Annotated in this window: 16 protein-coding genes; 11 read left to right on the top strand and 5 right to left on the bottom strand. The window is 68.6% G+C overall.

The annotated features are described in order from the left end of the window. Window positions 1–109: 109 nt before the first annotated feature. The 3 genes from G578_RS28225 to G578_RS0106430 all read left to right on the top strand — a co-directional run bounded on the left by G578_RS28225 (window position 110) and on the right by G578_RS0106430 (window position 5,731). A complete protein-coding gene (locus tag G578_RS28225; protein ID WP_051244148.1) occupies window positions 110–4,729 on the top strand; it encodes a PAS-domain containing protein in 4,620 nt (1,539 codons plus the stop codon). 109 nt (window positions 4,730–4,838) lie between these two features. Further along, window positions 4,839–5,243: a DUF6152 family protein gene (locus G578_RS0106425; protein ID WP_211228874.1), complete on the top strand. Its 405-nt coding sequence runs from the start codon at window positions 4,839–4,841 to the stop codon at window positions 5,241–5,243. Between the two features lie 17 nt (window positions 5,244–5,260). After that, entirely contained in the window at window positions 5,261–5,731 is a 471-nt protein-coding gene (locus G578_RS0106430) for a hypothetical protein (protein WP_028793531.1), read from the top strand. A gap of 22 nt (window positions 5,732–5,753) precedes the next feature. On the opposite strand, the gene G578_RS0106435 is transcribed toward G578_RS0106430, so the two are convergent. Next, on the bottom strand, window positions 5,754–6,494 hold the full coding sequence (locus tag G578_RS0106435; protein WP_028793532.1) for a polyamine aminopropyltransferase: 741 nt from the start codon (window positions 6,492–6,494) through the stop codon (window positions 5,754–5,756). Window positions 6,495–6,598: 104 nt separating this feature from the next. Between G578_RS0106435 and G578_RS0106440 the strand changes: the two genes are divergently transcribed. The 4 genes from G578_RS0106440 to G578_RS0106455 all read left to right on the top strand — a co-directional run bounded on the left by G578_RS0106440 (window position 6,599) and on the right by G578_RS0106455 (window position 10,885). Further along, the gene (locus G578_RS0106440; protein WP_051244151.1) at window positions 6,599–7,174 is read left to right on the top strand and encodes a histidine phosphatase family protein; all 576 of its coding nucleotides are present in this window, start codon (window positions 6,599–6,601) and stop codon (window positions 7,172–7,174) included. A gap of 123 nt (window positions 7,175–7,297) precedes the next feature. Beyond that, entirely contained in the window at window positions 7,298–8,158 is an 861-nt protein-coding gene (locus tag G578_RS0106445; protein ID WP_028793534.1) for a shikimate dehydrogenase, read from the top strand. 11 nt (window positions 8,159–8,169) lie between these two features. After that, complete coding sequence (locus G578_RS0106450; protein ID WP_028793535.1) at window positions 8,170–10,062, top strand: bifunctional sugar phosphate isomerase/epimerase/4-hydroxyphenylpyruvate dioxygenase family protein; 1,893 nt, start codon at window positions 8,170–8,172, stop codon at window positions 10,060–10,062. A 103-nt stretch (window positions 10,063–10,165) separates the two neighbouring features. Then, on the top strand, window positions 10,166–10,885 hold the full coding sequence (locus tag G578_RS0106455; RefSeq protein ID WP_028793536.1) for a GNAT family N-acetyltransferase: 720 nt from the start codon (window positions 10,166–10,168) through the stop codon (window positions 10,883–10,885). 192 nt (window positions 10,886–11,077) lie between these two features. Here G578_RS0106455 and G578_RS0106460 read toward each other — a convergent pair whose 3' ends face one another. Next, window positions 11,078–11,644, bottom strand: coding sequence for a DUF1013 domain-containing protein (locus G578_RS0106460; RefSeq protein ID WP_028793537.1), 567 nt, complete (start codon window positions 11,642–11,644; stop codon window positions 11,078–11,080). Between the two features lie 141 nt (window positions 11,645–11,785). Here G578_RS0106460 and G578_RS0106465 point away from each other — a divergent pair, with 141 nt between their 5' ends. From G578_RS0106465 to G578_RS0106480, 4 genes are all read left to right on the top strand, one after another. Next, entirely contained in the window at window positions 11,786–11,971 is a 186-nt protein-coding gene (locus G578_RS0106465) for a DUF1192 domain-containing protein (RefSeq protein ID WP_038013746.1), read from the top strand. A gap of 302 nt (window positions 11,972–12,273) precedes the next feature. Continuing rightward, a complete protein-coding gene (locus G578_RS25080) occupies window positions 12,274–13,617 on the top strand; it encodes an O-acetylhomoserine aminocarboxypropyltransferase (protein ID WP_051244155.1) in 1,344 nt (447 codons plus the stop codon). Next, window positions 13,614–14,417 carry an alpha/beta fold hydrolase gene (locus G578_RS0106475; protein ID WP_028793539.1) on the top strand — a complete coding sequence of 268 codons (804 nt, stop codon included), beginning with the start codon at window positions 13,614–13,616 and terminating at the stop codon, window positions 14,415–14,417. Before G578_RS25080 ends, G578_RS0106475 begins: the two co-directional genes overlap by 4 nt. Then, window positions 14,414–14,851 carry an acyl-CoA thioesterase gene (locus tag G578_RS0106480; protein ID WP_028793540.1) on the top strand — a complete coding sequence of 146 codons (438 nt, stop codon included), beginning with the start codon at window positions 14,414–14,416 and terminating at the stop codon, window positions 14,849–14,851. Before G578_RS0106475 ends, G578_RS0106480 begins: the two co-directional genes overlap by 4 nt. Here the strand turns inward: G578_RS0106480 and G578_RS0106485 are convergent. From G578_RS0106485 to argE, 3 genes are read right to left on the bottom strand one after another with little or no spacing between them, the layout of a single operon-like run. Further along, a complete protein-coding gene (locus G578_RS0106485; RefSeq protein WP_051244158.1) occupies window positions 14,838–15,269 on the bottom strand; it encodes a GFA family protein in 432 nt (143 codons plus the stop codon). The two genes, G578_RS0106480 and G578_RS0106485, sit on opposite strands and share 14 nt — an antisense overlap. Before the next feature lie 13 nt (window positions 15,270–15,282). After that, a complete protein-coding gene (locus G578_RS0106490) occupies window positions 15,283–17,274 on the bottom strand; it encodes a CocE/NonD family hydrolase (RefSeq protein ID WP_028793542.1) in 1,992 nt (663 codons plus the stop codon). Window positions 17,275–17,316: 42 nt separating this feature from the next. Then, window positions 17,317–18,495: an acetylornithine deacetylase gene (gene argE / locus G578_RS0106495; RefSeq protein ID WP_051244161.1), complete on the bottom strand. Its 1,179-nt coding sequence runs from the start codon at window positions 18,493–18,495 to the stop codon at window positions 17,317–17,319. Window positions 18,496–18,521: the final 26 nt, after the last annotated feature.

Genomic DNA, 18,521 nt, shown 5'->3' on the forward strand with positions numbered 1-18,521 from the left:
ATGTGCAACTGAGCGTAGCCGTGCTGCGGTGCCGTATGCTCTTCAATGGCGTATCTTTCGCCATGAGTTCAAAACGGGACGTGTGCCCGGAGCCCGATGGAGAATCGCGATGACGGTGGTCGAGGATGTCGATGCGGGGGGCGCCGACCGGGCGAACCCCGCCGATCCCCATGGCGCCATGGCCACCCGCGTTCTCGGTGAGCAGCTCCGGTTCTTCTTCGGTCAGACCCGCGACGCCGTGGCCGGCCATACGGTGGTCTCGATCGCCGCCTTTCTGCTGCTGCTGAACGAGCCGGTCGACCATGTTGTGCTGGCCTGCTGGCTCGTCGCCTCCCTGTCGGTCGCCGCGGTGCGGCTGGCGATCTATCGCGGGTTCCCGCGCGACGCGCTGTCGGCGGATCAGGTGCGGCGGTGGCGTCGGCGGTTCGAGATCATTTCCGTTGCGTCCGGCGGGATGTTCGGGCTGCTGCCGGTCCTGTTCCTGGACCCGGGCGACGTAAGGGCGACCGCCTGGATCCTGCTGATCCTGTCGGGCATGGCGGGGGGCGCGCTGGGAACGCTGTCGGCCTATTCGAGCGCCTTCCTTTACTACGTGCTGGCCATGACGGCGCCTCTGATCGTGCGGCTGCTGCAGTCCTGGCACATGACCGCCGGCATGGATGTGCTCGTCATCGCCGGCCTCTGCGTGGTCACGCCGATCTTCTTCCTGCGGTTTTCGCGGCGGTTCCAGCGGGCCCTGATCGACCAGATCACCGGCCGGCTCGAGAATACCGACATGGCCGAACGCCTGACCCAGCAGGGCGCGGTGCTGAATTCGGTCATGCAGACCATTCCCAGCGCGATCGCCGTGATCGCGGCCGACGGCCGGGTCGTCTATCACAACGACCGGTTCCGCCGGATGTTCGACCTGCCGGACGCGCTGCTCGAAGGGGAGCTCGATCACCAAGGGTTCAACGATTTCCGCCATAGCCGGGGCGATTTCGACAATCTCGAGCCCGGCCCCATGCGGGAGCAGATCGAGAACTGGGAGCGGCTCGGCGAGCCCGGTCCGCCGTTCGGATACGAGCGCACCCTGTCGGACGGTCGGGTGCTGCGGGTCGACAACCGGCCGATGCCGGAAGGCGGCTGGGTGCGGTCCTGGACCGACGTCTCCGACGAGCGGGCCGCCCAGCGCGAGACCGAGCGCTGGACGACCCTGCTGCAGCTCACCCTCGACAGCATCGACCAGGGACTGTCCTTCATCGACGCCAAGGGCGACCAGGTACTCGCCAACCGGCGCTACTGCGAGCTGCTCGACCTGCCCGAGGAGTTCATTCGGCGCGTCGTGCCGCTGAGCGAGATGATCGAGCTGCTGGAGGCGCGGGGCGAGCTTGTCGGCCTGTCGCCCGAGCTCACCGCCCGGATCGACCGGTGGGAGAGCGGCGAGGATCCGTCGCCGCGCCTCGTCTACGAGCGCCGGCAGCCCAACGGCAACTGGCTGCTGATCGTGTCCAACCGTCTGCCCGACGGCGGCCATGTCCGCACCTTCACCGACATCACCAGCCGCAAGCTTGCGGAGATCTCGGCCGCCGAGCGCCGGGACCTGCTGGAGCATACGCTCGCCAGCATCGATCAGGGCGTCATCTTGCGCGATGCCGACGACAACATCCTGGTGTTCAACGGCCGGCTGACGGAACTGCTGGGCGTGCCGCGCGCGTTCTACGAGCAGAACATCCCGTCGGTCGCCATGCTCGATCGCCTGAACGCCGCGTCGGACGTCGAGATCGACCCCGAGCTGAACCGCCGGATCGACGACTGGGTCGAGCGGCGGCGGCGCGGGGAGGCGGTCGAGCGTCTGGAATACGACCGTCTCGGACCGAACGGCACCTGGATCCACGGGGTCTTCCAGTCGCTGCCGGACGGCCGTCAGATCCGCACCTTCAGCGACGTGACCGAGGCGCGGCGCTCGCAGCAGGCGCTGATCGAGAAGACGGAATTCCTGGAGGCCGTGCTGGCCGCCATGGAGCAGGGGGTGCTTGTCACCGACGCCCGGGGCCAGGTGACGCTCTGGAACGACCGGGCCTGCGAGATCCTGGATCTGCCCGCGGGCACGCTGGAGGCCGCGCCGACCACCGAGGAACTGCGCGCGGTGCGCCAGCGCCTCGGCGAATTCGACATGAGCGACCCGAACGTCGCCGCCTTCGTGGAGAACTGGAACGCCTGGATTGCCGGTGACGCGGACGAGATCTTCATCCATGAGCGCGAGTTCCGGAACGGCAATTGGATGCTGGTCTATGGCCGCAAGCTGCGCGGCGGCGGGACGGTGCGCACCCTGACAGACATCACCGAGCGCAAGTGGGACGAGGCCGAGGCCGTCGCCGCGCGGGACGAGGCGGAGAGAACCCGCGAACGCCTGCGGGCCATCCTCCAGTCGATCCCGGTCGGCGTGCTGGTCTACGACCCCGGGATGCATGTCGAGTTCTGGAACGACGCGTATTGCAACTTCACCGGCGTTCCGCACGCGGCCCTGAGCCACCGGCCACATTTCCTGGAGTATCTGCGCTACGTCTACGACGCCCATGACCGCCGCCGGCACATGAGCCTCGAGAAATTCGTCGACTATCGCCGGGCGGTCTACGAATCCGACGAGAAACACGTCACGGAGTTCCTGTTCGACAGCACCGGGCTGGATGTCCAGTACATCGTCGGGTCGCTGCCGGACGGCGGTCGGGTCAACGTGATCGTCGACATCTCCCAGCAGAAGCAGGCGGAACGCACCGCGCTCGAGGCGCGCGACGCGGCGGAGGATGCGACACGGGCGAAATCCGCCTTCCTGGCGGCGATGAGTCACGAGATCCGCACGCCGATGAACGGGGTGATCGGCATGGCCGAGGTGCTGGAACAGACCGCCCTCGACGACGAACAGCGCTCGATCATCGCGACCATCCGGGACTCCGGACAGGTGCTGCTCCGGCTGATCGACGACATCCTCGATTTCTCGAAGATCGAGGCCGGCCGCATGGAGCTGGAGTCGGAAATGGTCGACCTCCGGGCGATCTCGGAATCCGTGCTCGACACCCTGGCCCCGGCCGCCGATGCCAAAGATCTCGAGCTCGTCCTGGAGATCGATACCTCGGCGCCGCCGGTCTTCGTTGGCGACCCCACGCGGGTGCGCCAGGTCCTGATGAATCTGGTCGGCAACGCGGTGAAGTTCACCGAGGCCGGGTCGGTGGCGATCTGCGCGTCGGCCCGGCCGGACGACGACCTCCCCTCCGGCCTGCGCCTGCGGATCGAGGTGAGCGATACCGGCGTCGGGATCGACCCGGACCGGGTGGAGCAGCTCTTCCAGCCGTTCCGTCAGGCGGAGATATCGACCACGCGGCGCTATGGCGGGACCGGGCTGGGGCTGTCCATCTGCCGGCGGCTCGTCGGCATGATGCAGGGCAGGATCGGCGTGGACAGCACGCCCGGCGAGGGCTCGACCTTCTGGCTCGAGATCCCGGTGGAGCCGTCGATCCTGGCCGGCGGGTCGGAGGTCGACGCCATCGACCTGTCCGGCCTCCACGCCCTTCTGGTCGTCCGGCCGGGTCCGCTCGGCACGCAGGTCGCGGACCTGCTGACCGCCTGGGGCATGGCGGTGACGCAAACCAGCGACGATGCGGTGGCGGCCGACCGCCAGGACGTGACGATCGTCGACGGACGGCTGGGGACCGATCTGCTGCGCCGGCTGATCCCCACAGGCGCCTGGGGTGCCGAGACGGCAGGGTCGGAGGCGCGCGAGCTCTGGATCGCGAATGCCGGGGCACCGGATGCGGCGCCGCTTGCCGTTCCGCGGCCGGTGCGGCGTGGCCCGCTGCTGCGGGCGGTCGCTGTCTGCCTCGGCCGCGCCAGCCCGGAGACCTCGGCGGCCGCGCCGGCCGCGCCGGCCCCGCGGGAGGTGAGCGTGCCGAGCGTCGAGGCGGCGGCGGCGGCCGGCCGGCTGATCCTGGTGGTGGAGGACAACGCCACCAACCGTCTGGTGGTGGAAAGCCAGCTCGCCATTCTGGGTCTCGCGGCGGAAACCGCGGTGGATGGCGCGGAGGCCCTGCGCAAATGGCACGAGAAGCCCTACGGCCTGGTGCTGACCGACTGCCACATGCCGAACATGGACGGCTATCAGCTCACCGCGGCGATCCGGGAGGCGGAGCGGTCGTCGGGTCGCCGTGTCCCGATCGTCGCCCTGACGGCGAACGCGCTGTTCGGCGAGGCCGAGCGCTGCCTGCGGGCCGGCATGGACGATTATCTGGCCAAGCCGGTCACCCTGGCCGTCATGGGCGAAACCCTGACCCGATGGCTCGACGGCACGGCGACCCCACGCGGTAGAACTCCCGCGCAGGGCGTCGCGGCCCCGGCCGAGCGGGCCGGGGAGGAGCCGATCGACTTCGCCCAGCTGCGCGAGATCCTCGGCAGCGCCGACCCGAGTTTCACCGCCTCCATGCTCGACCTGTTCGCCGAAAGCTTCAGGGAGCTGAACGCGGAGATGCGGTCGGCGATCGATGCCGGCGACCTTGCCCTGCTGCGGGGCACCAGCCATGCGGCCAAGGGGGCGGCGGCAAACGCCTGCGCGAACCGGCTCCGACGCGCCCTGGAGGCCCTGGAACGCGCGGCGGCGGCGCAGCAGGCCGACCGGATCGCTGCGCTGTTCGAGGAGGTCGAGGTCCGCAGTGCCGAGGTCTTCGACTATCTCGCCCACCTGAAGCGGACACACTGACCGGTTTGGCGTTTCTGCTCCGCCGGGCCTCGGTACCCCTGGGCATGACGTCGTCGGCCCCCATCTTGAGGGGAAGTATTGTTCCGTGCGCCGATCCGGGAGAGCCGAGATGATTCGACACCTGCGTGCCGCCGCCCTGCCTTTCGCCACCCTGCCCCTCGCCGCCCTTGCCGCCCTGCTGCTGGCGCCGTTCCTGATCTCTCAGGCCGCCGCCCATCACGGCTGGAGCTGGACCACCGGCGGCAACATCGAGCTGACCGGTATCATCCGCGAGGCCAAGCTCGGCAACCCCCACGGGGAGTTGAAGGTTGAGGCCGAGGGAGAGGTCTGGACCGTGGAGGTCGGCCAGCCCTGGCGCAACGAGCGGGCCGGCCTGAGCGACAGCGATTTCGCCGTCGGCAACGAGATCACCATCGTCGGCGAGCCCTCGGCCGATATGGCCCAGAAGCTGCTCAAGGCCGAGATGATCATTATCTCCGGCAAGGAGTACCCGCTCTATCCGAACCGTAGCTGACCGGGTCCGTCCCGTCGGTGGAAGGCCTGCTGACCGGCCTGGCGTCGAGCGACCTCGCGACCGCGCTGCGCTTCTCGCGATGGAGCTACGCGGCGGTGAATACCGGCCATGTCCTCGGCATCGCGCTGCTGGTCGGCGGGATCCTGCCGCTGGACCTGCGGATGCTCGGCCTGTGGCCACGGGTCGAGGCGGCCGCCCTGATCCGGGTTCTGATCCCGATGGCGACGACGGGGCTGGTGCTGGCAGGTCTGTCGGGTGTGCTGCTCTTCGCCGTCCGGCCGCTCGACTACGCCGCCAATCCGGCCTTCCTCGCCAAGATCGGTCTGGTGTCGGTCGGCGTGGCCTCGGCGCTCTGCGCCCACTGGCTTTGGGGGCGTCGGCTTGAGCGGGCCTCGGCACGCGCCAAGGCGCGGCTCGGCGCGGTGTCGATGCTGTGCTGGGTCGGAGCGCTGGTCGCCGGCCGGATGATCGCCTTCACCGGCGGGTGAGGCGGCAGCCAAGCCCCCCGGTTCAGCCGTCCGATTGGGCCACCGCTCCGGACGCGCGGGCGATGTAGACGGTCTGGGTGACCGTGTCGCCCAGATAGGGATTGTCGAAGATCACCGGCTCGGCCCGGGCCTCGGCGAAGACACCGGCGAGCCGGGCGGTGAAACCGGCGTCGGGCGGATCGTCGGACCACAGGCCGAACACCCCGCCCGGCTTCAGGTGCCGGCTCAGGGCGGCGAGGCCCTCGGCCGTGTAGAAACCGGCACTGCCCTGGTCGAGCAGGAAGTCCGGCGCGTGGTCGATATCGACCAGGATGGCGTCCATCTTGCGGCCCGGCTGCTCGGGGTCGAACCCTGCCTCCGAGGCGGCCAGCGCGAAGAAATCCCCCTGCCGCAGGCGGCAGCGGGCGTCGCCGGTCAGCACGGAGCCCAAGGGCAGCATCCCGTCGCGGTGCCAGTCGATCACCGCGTCCAGCATGTCGACCACGATCAGCGAGGCGACGTGGGCGTGCTCCAGCACCGTCGCCGCCGTGTAGCCGAGGCCGAGCCCGCCGACCACCACGTCCGGCGCCGCCGTGCGGCAATCGGCGAGGCCCAGCCGCGCCAGGGCGACCTCCGAGGCGGTGAAATGGCTCGACATCAGGAAGGCGTCGCCGAGCTTGATCTCCAGCACCTCCTGGCCGAGCCGCAGGTCGTGGCGGCGGCGCAGGCTCAGCGCGCCGATCGGCGTCACGCGGTAGTCCAGCTCTTCGAAGATCGGGTTCATACGGCTTCCTACCATGACGGCGCCGTCGGCGCGACGACTGGACCCGGCCGCGGCCGGCCCTAGGTTCGGTGACCGGGACCGGCGGCAATTCGAGAGAGGACATCATGACCCGCAGTGCGACCGCCCTGCTCACGATCTGTTTCCTGGCCGCGTTGGCGCTCCCCACCGTGGCGCGGGCCGGCGCCGAGGGCTGGGAGGCGATGCGCCGACCCGGGGCGATCGCCCTGATGCGCCACGCCTATGCGCCCGGAACCGGCGATCCGGACAACTTCACCCTTGGCGACTGCTCGACCCAGCGCACCCTGAACGACGAGGGTCGCGCCCAGGCCCGCCGGATCGGCGAGGCGTTCCGACGCAACGGGATCGAGGTGGACGCGGTGCTGACCAGCCAGTGGTGCCGGTCGGCGGAGACGGCCGAGCTGCTCGGCCTGGGGACGCCGGAGCCGATGCCGTCGCTGAACTCGTTCTTCGATGCCCGGCAGCGCCGCGCGGAGCAGACCGAGGCGACCCTTGCCTTCCTGCGCAGCCGTCCGGAGGACCACCGCCTGGTCCTGGTCACCCATCAGGTGAACATCACCGCGCTCACCGGTCGCGGAACCGCGTCGGGCGAGTTCGTCGTCATCGACCTGACCCCAACTGGCGAGGTCGAGGTTCTCGGCGAGGTCCTGGTCGGCCGGTGAGCGTGGAACCGCGCCGCAGACGTCCCGGCCTGCTGGGCGTGCGCGGCCGATACGGTCTTCTTGATGGGAGGCGTGCGATCCGACACTCTGCCCCGAACAAGAACGAGGATCGGGGAGAGGTCGATGACGGGGACGCTGGGGCGTGCGGTGCTGGTCGGATTGATCGGCCGGGGCACGGCGCTGTCGCGGACACCGAGGATGCACGAGGCCGAGGGCGCCCGCCAGGGACTGCGCTACGTCTATCACCGCATCGATCCGGCCGAGATGGCCGCGACCCCGACCTTTGAGGACATGCTGCGGGCGGCCGAGATCTGCGGCTATGCCGGGGTGAACGTCACCCATCCCTACAAGCAGGAGGCGGTGGCGTTCCTCGACGACATGACCGAGGAGGCCAGGGCGGTCGGCGCGGTGAACACCATCGTCCTGAAGGACGGACGGCGGATCGGCCACAACACCGACCTGTGGGGCTTCGCCGAGAGCTTCCGGCGGTCCATGGGCGGCGAGCGGAAGGATCGCGTGGTGCTGATCGGCGCCGGCGGCGCCGGCTCGGCGGTGGCCAACGCGTTGCTCGACTGCGGGGTCGGAACCCTGCTGGTCGCCGATACCAACCGGGCCGGGGCCGAAAAGCTGGTCGCCGCATTGGAAGGCCGCTTCGGCAGCGGCCGGGCTTCGGTGGCGCCAGGCGCGGAGGCCGTTGCCGGCGAGGTGGACGGCATCGTCAACGCCACGCCGGTCGGGATGGCCGACCATCCCGGCACCCCGCTGCCGGTCACCCTGCTGGAGGCGCGGCATTGGGTGGTGGACATCATCTACTTCCCCATGGAGACCGAGTTCGTGCGCGCCGCCAAGGCGGCCGGCTGCCGGGTGGCCACCGGGGCCGGCATGGCGCTATTCCAGGCGGTGAAGGCGTTCGAGCTGTTCTGCGGCCTGCCGGCGGACCCGGACGCCATGCGCGTCACCTTCGACAGTTTCGGGCCGGGATAAGGAGAATTCGGGTGAAGACGTCTATCGCGACCGTCTCGATCAGCGGCGATTTCCAGGAGAAGCTGAGCTCCATCGCCGCCGCCGGCTATGACGGGCTGGAGATCTTCGAGAACGATTTCCTGGCCTATGACGGCGGCCCGAAGGAAGTCGGCCAGATGATCCGCGACGCCGGGCTGGAGATCACCCTGTTCCAGCCGTTCCGCGATTTCGAGGGCATGGCCGAACCGCACCGGGCGCGCGCCTTCGACCGGGCCGAACGGAAATTCGACGTGATGCAGGAGCTCGGCACCGACCTCATGCTGATCTGCTCCAACACCTCCCAGGCCGCACTCGGCGGCATCGACCGGGCGGCGGACGACCTAGCCGAGCTGGGCGAGCGGGCGGCCAAACGGGGCCTGCGCGTCGGATACGAGGCGCTGGCCTGGGGACGGCACGTCAACGACCACCGCGATGCCTGGGAGATCGTGCGCCGGGCCGATCATCCGAGCGTCGGGCTGATCCTGGACAGCTTCCACACCCTGGCGCGCAAGACCGACGTGGACACCATCCGGTCGATCCCGAAGGACAAGATCTTCATCGTCCAGCTCGCCGACGCACCGCTGATCGACATGGACCTGCTGTATTGGAGCCGGCATTTCCGCACCATGCCGGGGCAGGGCGACCTGGACGTGACCGGCTTCATGCGGGCGGTGGCCGCCACCGGCTATGACGGCGTGCTGTCGCTGGAGATCTTCAACGACCAGTTCCGCGGCGGCTCGCCCAAGTCGATCTCGATCGACGGCCGCCGCTCGCTGCTGAACCTGATGGACGCGGTCGCCCGCAGCGAGCCGGAAATCGCGCTCACGCCGCCGGCGATGCCCGCGCCGATTTCGGTGTCGGGGATCGAGTTCGTCGAGTTCACCGCCGACGAGCGCGAGGCGGGCGAACTGACCGGCCTGTTCCGCAGCCTCGGCTTCTCCCGCGCCGGCCGCCATGTCGCCAAGGACGTGGAGGTCTGGCGCCAGGGCGGCATCAACCTGGTGATCAACACCGAGAAGGAGGGTTTCGCCCATTCCGCCTACCTGATGCATGGCACCTCGGTCTGCGATATCGGCCTGAAGGTGGAGGACGCCACGGCCACCGTGGCCCGGGCGCGCGCCCTGCTGGCCGACCTGTTCGAGCAGCCGACCGGGCCGGGTGAGCTGAAGATCCCGGCCATCCGCGGCGTCGGCGGCGGGGTGATGCATTTCATCGACGACAAGACCGAACTCTCCCGGGTCTGGGAGATCGAGTTCAAGCCGGTGGCCGACGACGCGGACGCCGCCGGGGCCGGCCTGACCCGCATCGACCATCTGGCCCAGACCATGAACTACGAGGAGATGCTGACCTGGACGCTGTTCTACACGGCGATCTTCGACACCGCGAAGATGCCCATGGTCGATGTGATCGACCCGGCCGGGGTGGTGCGCAGTCAGGCGATCGAGAGCCCGGACGCAGCATTGCGCCTCACCCTGAACGGGGCGGAGAACAAGCGGACCCTGGCCGGCCGTTTCGTGTCGGAGAGCTTCGGCTCCTCGGTGCAGCACATCGCCTTCCAGACCGAGGATCTCCTGGCCACCGCCGAGGCGCTGGCGGGCAACGGGTTCACCGCGCTGGAGATCCCGGCGAACTACTACGGCGACGTGGAGGCGCGGTTCGGGCTGGATCCGGCGTTTGTCGCCACCCTGCGCGCCCATAACATCCTCTACGACCGCGACGAGCATGGCGAATTCTTCCAGCTCTACAGCCGGCTCTATGGCGACGGCTTCTTCTTCGAGGTGGTCGAGCGCCGCGGCGGCTATCGCGGCTACGGCGCCGCCAATGCGCCGTTCCGGACCGCCGCCCAGCAGCGGCTCGTGCGCCCGAAGGGAATGCCCAGGGAATAGGAACGGCAGGCGGTTGGACCGTCGGGCGGTTCGGCGTTGGATCTACGCCGGCGTGGCGATCAGGCGCATGGAGAAGGTTCAAGCCACCCGCCGGAGCGTCCCCATGACCACCCGCATCAACAACCTGGGTCAGCCGATCGGCTGGGCCGTTGGCGACTGGACGCCCTGTGAGCGCCCGCCGCGCACCCCCATGGAGGGCGGCACCGTACGGCTGGAACCGCTCGACCCGGCGAAGCATGGCGACGATCTGTGGGCGGCCTTCGCTGCCGACGAGAGCGGGCGGATGTGGACCTATCTGCCGGTCGGTCCCTATGCGGAGCGTGCCGCGTTCGATGCGGCGCTCGCCGCTAACGCCAAGAGCGAGGACCCGCTGTTCTTCACGGTGATCGATCTGGCATCCGGCAGGGCGGTGGGTTTCTGCACCTATCTGCGGATCGATCCGGGCAACGGGGTGATTGAGGTCGGCTTCATCACCTTCTCGCCGCTGATGCAGCGCAGCACGGGCTCGACCGAGGCGATGTATCTGATGATGGCCCGGGTGTTCGACGAGTTGGGATACCGGCGCTATGAGTGGAAATGCGACACCCTCAACGCGCCGTCGAAGGCGGCGGCGGCCCGGCTCGGCTTCACCTATGAGGGGCTGTTCCGCCAGGCGGTGATGTACAAGGGCCGCAACCGCGACACCGCCTGGTTCTCGATCCTCGACAGCGAATGGCCGGGCATCAGGGCAGGGTTCCAGGCCTGGCTGGAGCCGGCGAATTTCGATGGGGACGGCCGGCAGAAGCGCTCGCTGGCGTCGATGATCGCGGAGCGGCGGGGGTAATCAAAATAACCCCGTCATCCCGGCGAATCCCCGGATCAAGTCCGGGATCTCCCGGGATGACGAACAATACCCTTTCATCATCGCGGACCCAATCCGGGCCTGAGCGCCGGCCAATCGGTCCTACCGACCAAAAAAATCCCGGGCAGCGCAAGCCGGCCCGGGATCCAAACCTCTCAACGGCGCGTGCCGCCGTTACGGCAGTTCGCTGATCGACTCGAGCTGCTGCTCCGGCGGGACCTTGGTGCCGCCGGCCTTCTCGATGGCGGCGTCGAGGTCGCGCTGGGTGCACAGGCCCAGGAACACCGGATGGCGCGCCTGGATGTTCTGCGAGTTCCAGTGGGTGCGCTCGCGGACCTTGTTGATCGTGTCCTTGGTGGTGCCGACCAGCTTGGCGATCTGCGAATCCTTCAGCTCCTCGTGGTGCTTCAGGAGCCAGGCGATGGCGTCCGGCTTGTCGCCGCGCTTGGCGACCGGCACGTATTTCGGGCCCTTGGTGCGCTCGACCGGCTTCGGCAGCGTCGACTTGGCCATCATCAGACGGGTCTTGGGGTCCTTCTCACACCGTTCGATCTCGGTGCGCGTGAGCTGGCCGTTCAGCACCGGGTCGAATCCCTGGATCCCGGCGCTTACCTCGCCGTCGGCAATCGCCTGAACCTCCAGGGCGTGCAACTCGCAGAAGGCGGCGATCTGCTCGAAGGTCAGGGCGGTGTTGTCGATGAGCCAGACGGCGGTCGCCTTGGGCATCAGCGGCTGCGTCATGATAGTCTCTCCCTTGCCGTCGGGTTCTTCCCGCGTGAGCAGGCTGCATGGAATTAGTTGTTGCGGATTTGGGACGTTATATAGAGACCGCCGCGTGACAAGCAAACGCATTGTGACGCTGTTCGCTTAAAGGAGGTGGCAATGGTTGATCTGGAGGAGCTGGAGCCGGGTAAGCGTCCGAAGAAGCCTCGGGACCTGTCCACCTGGAATATTGAAGACTTGGAAGATTACATCCAGGCAATGCAGGCGGAGATTATTCGCGCTCAGGAAACGATCGACCGGAAAAAGGGTGTCGCCGACGCGGCCAACGCGCTGTTCAAATCGTGACCCGGATGTCGAATGCAGGACAACTTTGGGTGATGTGAGTTCCACCACATCATCGTGCTTGACGGACGGACCCCCCCTCGCTAGCGTCTGGGACGAACAAGTTGGGCAGGGAGCTCACAGCGTAGAAATCGGGCGGGGCCGCGCATGCGCGGCCCCGTAACCGTATCTGGATCCCGCGACACCCATTTCGGGACACTCGAGCAGGACGCCAACCGTCTCCTTCGGCTAGACTGCCTCGACACGGCAATCACCACTACCGACCATGTCGGATATGGAAAAATTCCAAATCGGGGACTAATGCGATGAGTTCCGACGGTAACGTTTTCGGATTCGACACGCTGAGCCTGCATGCCGGGCAGCAGCCGGACCCGACGACAGGCGCCCGCGCGGTGCCGATCTACCAGACAACCTCCTACGTCTTCAAAGACGTCGACCACGCCGCGTCGCTGTTCAACCTGGAGCGCGCCGGTCACATCTATTCGCGTATCTCCAACCCCACCGTGGCGGTGCTGGAGGAGCGGGTGGCGGCGCTGGAGGGCGGTGTCGGCGCGGTGGCGACGGCGAGCGGCCACGCGGCCCTGTTCCTGGCGATCAGCACCCTGATGGGCCAGGGCGGACATATCGTCTCCTCTTCCGCCCTGTACGGCGGCAGCCACAACCTGTTCAGCCACACCCTGCCGCGCTTCGGGATCGAGACCACCAAGGTCCATCCCCGCGACCTAGACGGCTTCCGTAAGGCGATCCGGCCGGAGACCCGGCTGATCTTCGGCGAGACCATCGGCAATCCGGGGCTGGAGGTGATGGACATCGCCGCGATGGCGCAGATCGCCCATGACGCGGGCGTGCCGCTGATGGTCGACAGCACCTTCGCCACGCCGCATCTGTGCCGGCCGATCGACCATGGCGCCGATCTGGTGATGCACTCGGCCACCAAGTGGCTCGGCGGCCACGGCGTGGCCCTGGGTGGGGTGCTGGTCGACGGCGGCACCTTCGACTGGCAGGCGTCCGGCAAGTTCCCGACCCTGACCGAGCCCTATGCCGGCTATCACGGCCTGAACTTCGCCGAAGAATACGGGCCCCAGGCGCTGCTGATGCGCGCCCGGGCCGAGGGCCTGCGCGATTTCGGCGCCTGCCTGAGCCCGGCCAACGCCTTCCACATCCTGCAGGGCATCGAGACCCTGCCGCTGCGCATGGACCGGCACGTGGCCAATGCCCGTGCCGTCGTCGCCTTCCTGAAGGGGGCGGAGGAGGTCGAGTGGGTGGCCTATCCGGAGCTGGAGGATCATCCCGACCACGCGGTGGCGGCGAAACTGCTGCCCAAGGGGGCGGGCTCGATGATCGCCTTCGGCATCAAGGGCGGACGCGAGGCGGGACGGGTGTTCATCGAATCCCTGCGCCTGTGGTCGCATCTGGCCAATGTGGGCGACGCCAAGTCCCTGGTCCTGCATCCGGCCAGCACCACCCACCAGCAGCTCGACGCCGAGACCATGAAGGCCGCGGGCCTGAGCGAGGATCTGGTGCGTCTGTCGGTCGGCCTTGAGGATCCCAAGGACATCGTCGACGACCTGAAGCAGGCCCTGCGCGCGGCCGCCCGCGCCACCCAACCGAAAACCCCCGTCAAACTCGCTGGAGCCGCCGGCGCATGAAGCTGACTGTCGAGGGGATCGAGGCCTTCGCCGCGACCGGCGGACGCCCGTTCGATCCCGCACGCCCCGCCCTGGTCTTCGTCCATGGCGCCGGGATGGACCACACGGTCTGGACCCTGCAGACCCGCTACTTCGCCCATCACGGCTGGTCGGTGCTGGCCCTCGACCTGCCGGGCCATGGCGGCAGCGCCGGCCCGGCCCTGGAGGATGTGCCGGCGATGGCCGCCTGGGTGCGCAAGGCGGTATCGGCGGCGGGGGCGACGAAGTTCGCCGTCGCCGGTCATTCGCTGGGCGCGCTGATCGCGCTGGAGGCGGCATCCCGGGCGGGCGAGGACGCGCTGGCGCTGATGATGCTCGGGGCGGCGGCGGCGATGCCGGTGAACCCGGCCCTGCAGGGCGCCGCCGACAAGGGCGAGCACGGCGCCGTGGAGGCGATGATCGGCTGGGGTTTCGGTCGTCCGGCGCAGATCGGCGGCAACCGCGCGCCGGGCGCGTGGATGCCGGGGGCCGGGTTGCGGACGCTGGAGCGCGGCCTGAAGGGGCCGCTCGGCATCGACCTGAAGGCCTCCAACGGCTATGCGGGTGCCGTCGAGGCGGCCGGCAAGGTGGCCTGCCCGGTGCTGATCGTCGCCGGCGACGACGACCGCATGACCCCGCTGAAGGGGGCGAAGGCGCTGGCCGGTTCCTTTGCCGACGCCCGGCTCGCGGTGCTGCCGGCGACGGGTCATATGATGTCGATCGAGCGGCCGGACGAGACCCTCGACGCCCTGCGCGACTTTCTCAAAGGGATCGCGGCATGAGCGGCGAGCCGGAACTCACCCGGGCCGACTACCGGCATTTCCTGGAGATCCCGACCCGCTGGATGGACAACGACGTCTACGGGCACGTGAACAATGTCGAGTACTACTCGTATTTCGACACGGTGGTGAACCAGTACCTGATCGAGAACGGCGGCCTCGACTATCTGAACGGCGAGACGGTCGGGTTCGTGGTGGAGACGCGCTGCGCCTACAAGCGGCCGATCGCCTTCCCCGACGTGGTGGAGGCCGGCATCCGCGTGGCGCGGATCGGCACCTCGTCGGTGACCTACGAGGTCGGGCTGTTCAAGAAGGGCCAGGAGGCGATCTGCGCGTTCGGGCATTTCGTCCATGTCTATGTCGACCGCGCCACCAACAAATCCGCCCCGATCCCGGAGCGGGCCCGCGCGGCGATGGAAGCGATCAAGGCGGGGTAGGCTCGGGCGCCGATCCGATTTCCAGATCCACCCAGGCATGCCGGTGGCCGGTATAGACCTGCTTTGCCGGCGCCGGAAATGCCGGGTCGGCGAAGGCCCCGACGGCAATGGCGACCATGCCCGGCTTGATCATTGGGTACCAGAACACGCTCGACCCGCAGGTCGGGCAAAAGTGAAAGGTGATGTCCTCGCCGCTGTCGCCGGTCCGGCGGTACGTGGTCGTGGCGCCGGCGGTGGCGACCGCGGCCTCGGGATAGAACGCGGCCACACCGAACGGACCGCCGGTGCGCTTCTGGCATTCCAGGCAGTGACAGAGCGCGACCAGCGCCGGTTCGCCGGCACAGGCAACCGACAGCGACCCGCAGGCGCAGGATGCGGTGCGTGTCGCCGGGGCTGAAGCGGGTGCGTCCGAACTCATCGTCGTTTCGGTCTCACATCATGTCGCGCGGGATGGTCTGGGCGAAGGTCTTGTCGAAGATCCGCTCGCCGTTCTCGAAGGCCTCCACCCGGGCCTCGACCCTCCAGTCCTCCGCCGTGCAGGACAGGGCGCAGGTGCTGACTGTCTTCGCCTCCAGATCGTCGCGGCGGGTTATGCAGACGCGCTCGACCCGGCCGGCGGCGGATAGCGGGTCGCCGTCGCGGATCGACCAGACCTCGTCCCGGGTCTCGCCGGTCACCAGCCCATTCTCGGGATGGCGGGTCAGGCCGGTATCCTCTGAGATCCGGTACTCGGTCGCCCCTGTCGTCAGGTTGCGCCGGACTTCCCGCTCCGCATGGCCCGGTGCCAGGGCCTCATAGCGCGGCAGCGGATCCTCGGTCTCCGGTTCCGCCAGCTCGATCCGGTCGTGCGCGCCCAGCAGCGGCAGGGCGAGGCGCAGGGACGCCGGCTCCAGGGTCAGGGTCGCGTCATAGGGCGGCGGCAGGATCGTCGGCCAGTAGGCGGTCGACAGGGCAAGCCGCAGCCGGTGCCCCGGCGCCAGGCGATAGCCGCAGGCGTCCAGGGTCAGGGTGATCCCGGTCGCCTTGTCCGGCGTCAGCGGCTCCGGGTGCTCGTTGCCGCCGCGATGGGCGAGGTTCAGGACGCCGAAGGCGATCCGGGTCGCCGTGCCGTCGGGATGCAGATCCACCAGCCGGGCGCAGAGATTGGCCAGCGGCGCGTCGCTCGACAGGGTGACGGAGACCGCCGCCCGGCCAAGCAGCACGATCTCCTCTTCCAGCACCGCCGTATCGAACACCAGCGAGCCCATGTCGTCGCCGCGCTGGTCGCCGGCCATCTCGGCATCCGGCTTCAGCGTGAACCACTCGCCCGCGGCCGTGCCGGTGTCGAGGGGCGAGCGCAGGGTCAGCGCAGGCGCGTCGGCGGCGGGCGTGTCGCTCAGGCGGCCGTCGGCACCGATGCCGAGCACCCGTGTCTCGGGTGTCGACCAGTCTTGCTTGGCGATCCAGAAACCCGGATCGCGGTCGCGCCAGCGCGCCGGCTTCGGGCCGTCGAGGATGAAGGCCCGCATCTGCGGTACCGCCTCCGCGCCGTTCGGCTCGTCCCGCAGCCAGCGGTTCCACCAGCGGATCGCCTCGCCGTGGAAATCGGCGCGCGGCTTCGGCCAGGCGAAATGCGGATACTTGTGGATCCACGGCCCGACCAGCGCCTTGGCCCTGTCCGGCATCCCCTCCACCGCCTTGAACGGGGTGGTGCGGTAGCCGTCGGCCCAACCGGCGATCATCAGGGTGGGGACCGGGAAGCCGGCGAAATCCTCGCCGATGGAGCCGTGCTTCCAGAACGCGTCGCGGCGCTGGTGCGACAGCCACTCCTCCAGCATGAACGGCTCGCCCTCCAGCCGCTCCAGCCACATCGCCCGCCAGTCCTCGCCGACGATCTCCGGGTCGGGCGAGCGCGACTGGTAGGCCAGCATGGTCGCCGCCCAGGAGAGCTGGGCCGAGAGGTGGCAGCCGTCCTTGTAGTGGATGTCGTCGTTGTAGCGGTCGACCGAGGAGGCGATGGAGATCACCGCCTTCAGCGCTGGCGGCTTCAGCGCGGCCACCTGCAGGCAGTTGAAGCCGCCCCAGGAGATGCCCATCATCCCGACGCTGCCGTTCGACCAGGGCTGGGCGGCGATCCAGTCGATCACCTCGCAGGCGTCGGAGAGCTCTCGCTCGGTGTATTCGCCGTCGATCACCCCTTCGGACTCGCCCGATCCCCGGATATCGACGCGCACCCCTGCGATCCCGGCGGCGGCGAAGACCGGATAGGTGGACTCGTCGCGCGGTGCGGTGCCGTTGCGCTTGCGGTAGGGCAGGACTTCCAGAACAGCGGGGACCGGATCGGCCTCGGTCCCGTCGGGCAGCCATATCCGGGCGGCCACGCGGGTGCCGTCCTTCAGGACGATCCACTCGTTCTCGTGAACCTCGAACGCGCGCTCCGTCATCGGGTCTCCCCTCTCACTCTGCGGTCTCAGTCGGCCGTCGTTTCAGTCGGCCGTTTGGGCCCACTCGATCAGGTCGACCATGAAGTCGACGCACTGCGCCATCTGGTCGATGGGAATGTATTCGTCGGCCTTGTGGGCGACGTCGATGCTGCCCGGGCCGAAGATCACCGCCGGCATCCCGGCCTGCTGGAACGCGCCGGCCTCGGTGCCGAAGGAGACGACGCTGGACTGGTTCAGCCCGGTGAGCTGGCGCACCAGGGTCTCGGCGGCGGAATGCTCGTCCGGCTGCAGCCCGATCACATCGACGACCTTATGGTGCTCGAAACCGCAATGGGGGGCGACCGCCTTCATCGCCGGCTCCAACTCGTCGCGGCAATAGGTACGGATCCGCTCCTCGTAGACATCGGCATCGTCCGAGGGCAGCACCCGCATACCCCAGGTGATGTCGCAGATTTCCGGGATGATGTTGTGGGCGGTGCCGCCCCCGATCACGCCGACGCTCATCGTGGTGTGCGGCGGGTCGAACTCGGTCTCCTCGTGCGGGCCGGCGGCGATCTCCTGGCCGAGATCGTCGATGAAGGCGATCATCCGGCTGGCTGCGATGATGGCGTTGGCGCCGTTGCGCGGATCGCTGGAATGGCCCGGCACGCCGGTCACCCGGGTCCTGTAGATCCGCGTGCCCTTGTTGCCGCCGATCAGTTTCATCCCGGTCGGCTCGCCGACGATGACGGCGCGTGGCAGCGGCAGGTTGGCGACCACGTCGGCGATGATGTGCTGCACGCCGAAGCAGCCGACCTCCTCGTCGAAGGAGAAGGCGAAATGGATCGGCACCTTCAGGTCGGCGGCTGCCATCTCCGGGGCGAGCGACAGGGCGATGGCGATGAATCCCTTCATGTCGCAGGCGCCGCGACCGTAGAGCCTGTCGCCCTTGCGGGTCAGGGTGAACGGGTCGGAGGTCCAGTCCTGGCCGTCCACGGGTACGACGTCGGTATGGCCGGACAGCACGATGCCTCCGCGCTCCTGCGGTCCGATGGTGCACCACAGGTTTGCCTTGGCGCCGTCATGGTCGTAGGTCAGGCGCGCGGCGATGCCGTGATCCGCCAGATAGGCCTTCACGTCCTCGATCAGCGCCAGGTTGGAGTTCCGGGAAGTGGTGTCGAACGCGATCAGGCGTTCGGTCATGGCGATGGCGCGGTCTAGACGCTCGGATGAGGAAGGCATGCGGGGTCCTTGTGGTGAGTGGTCCC

It is taken from the genome of Thalassobaculum salexigens DSM 19539 (assembly GCF_000423805.1).
In the GTDB taxonomy this organism is placed as follows: domain Bacteria; phylum Pseudomonadota; class Alphaproteobacteria; order Thalassobaculales; family Thalassobaculaceae; genus Thalassobaculum; species Thalassobaculum litoreum.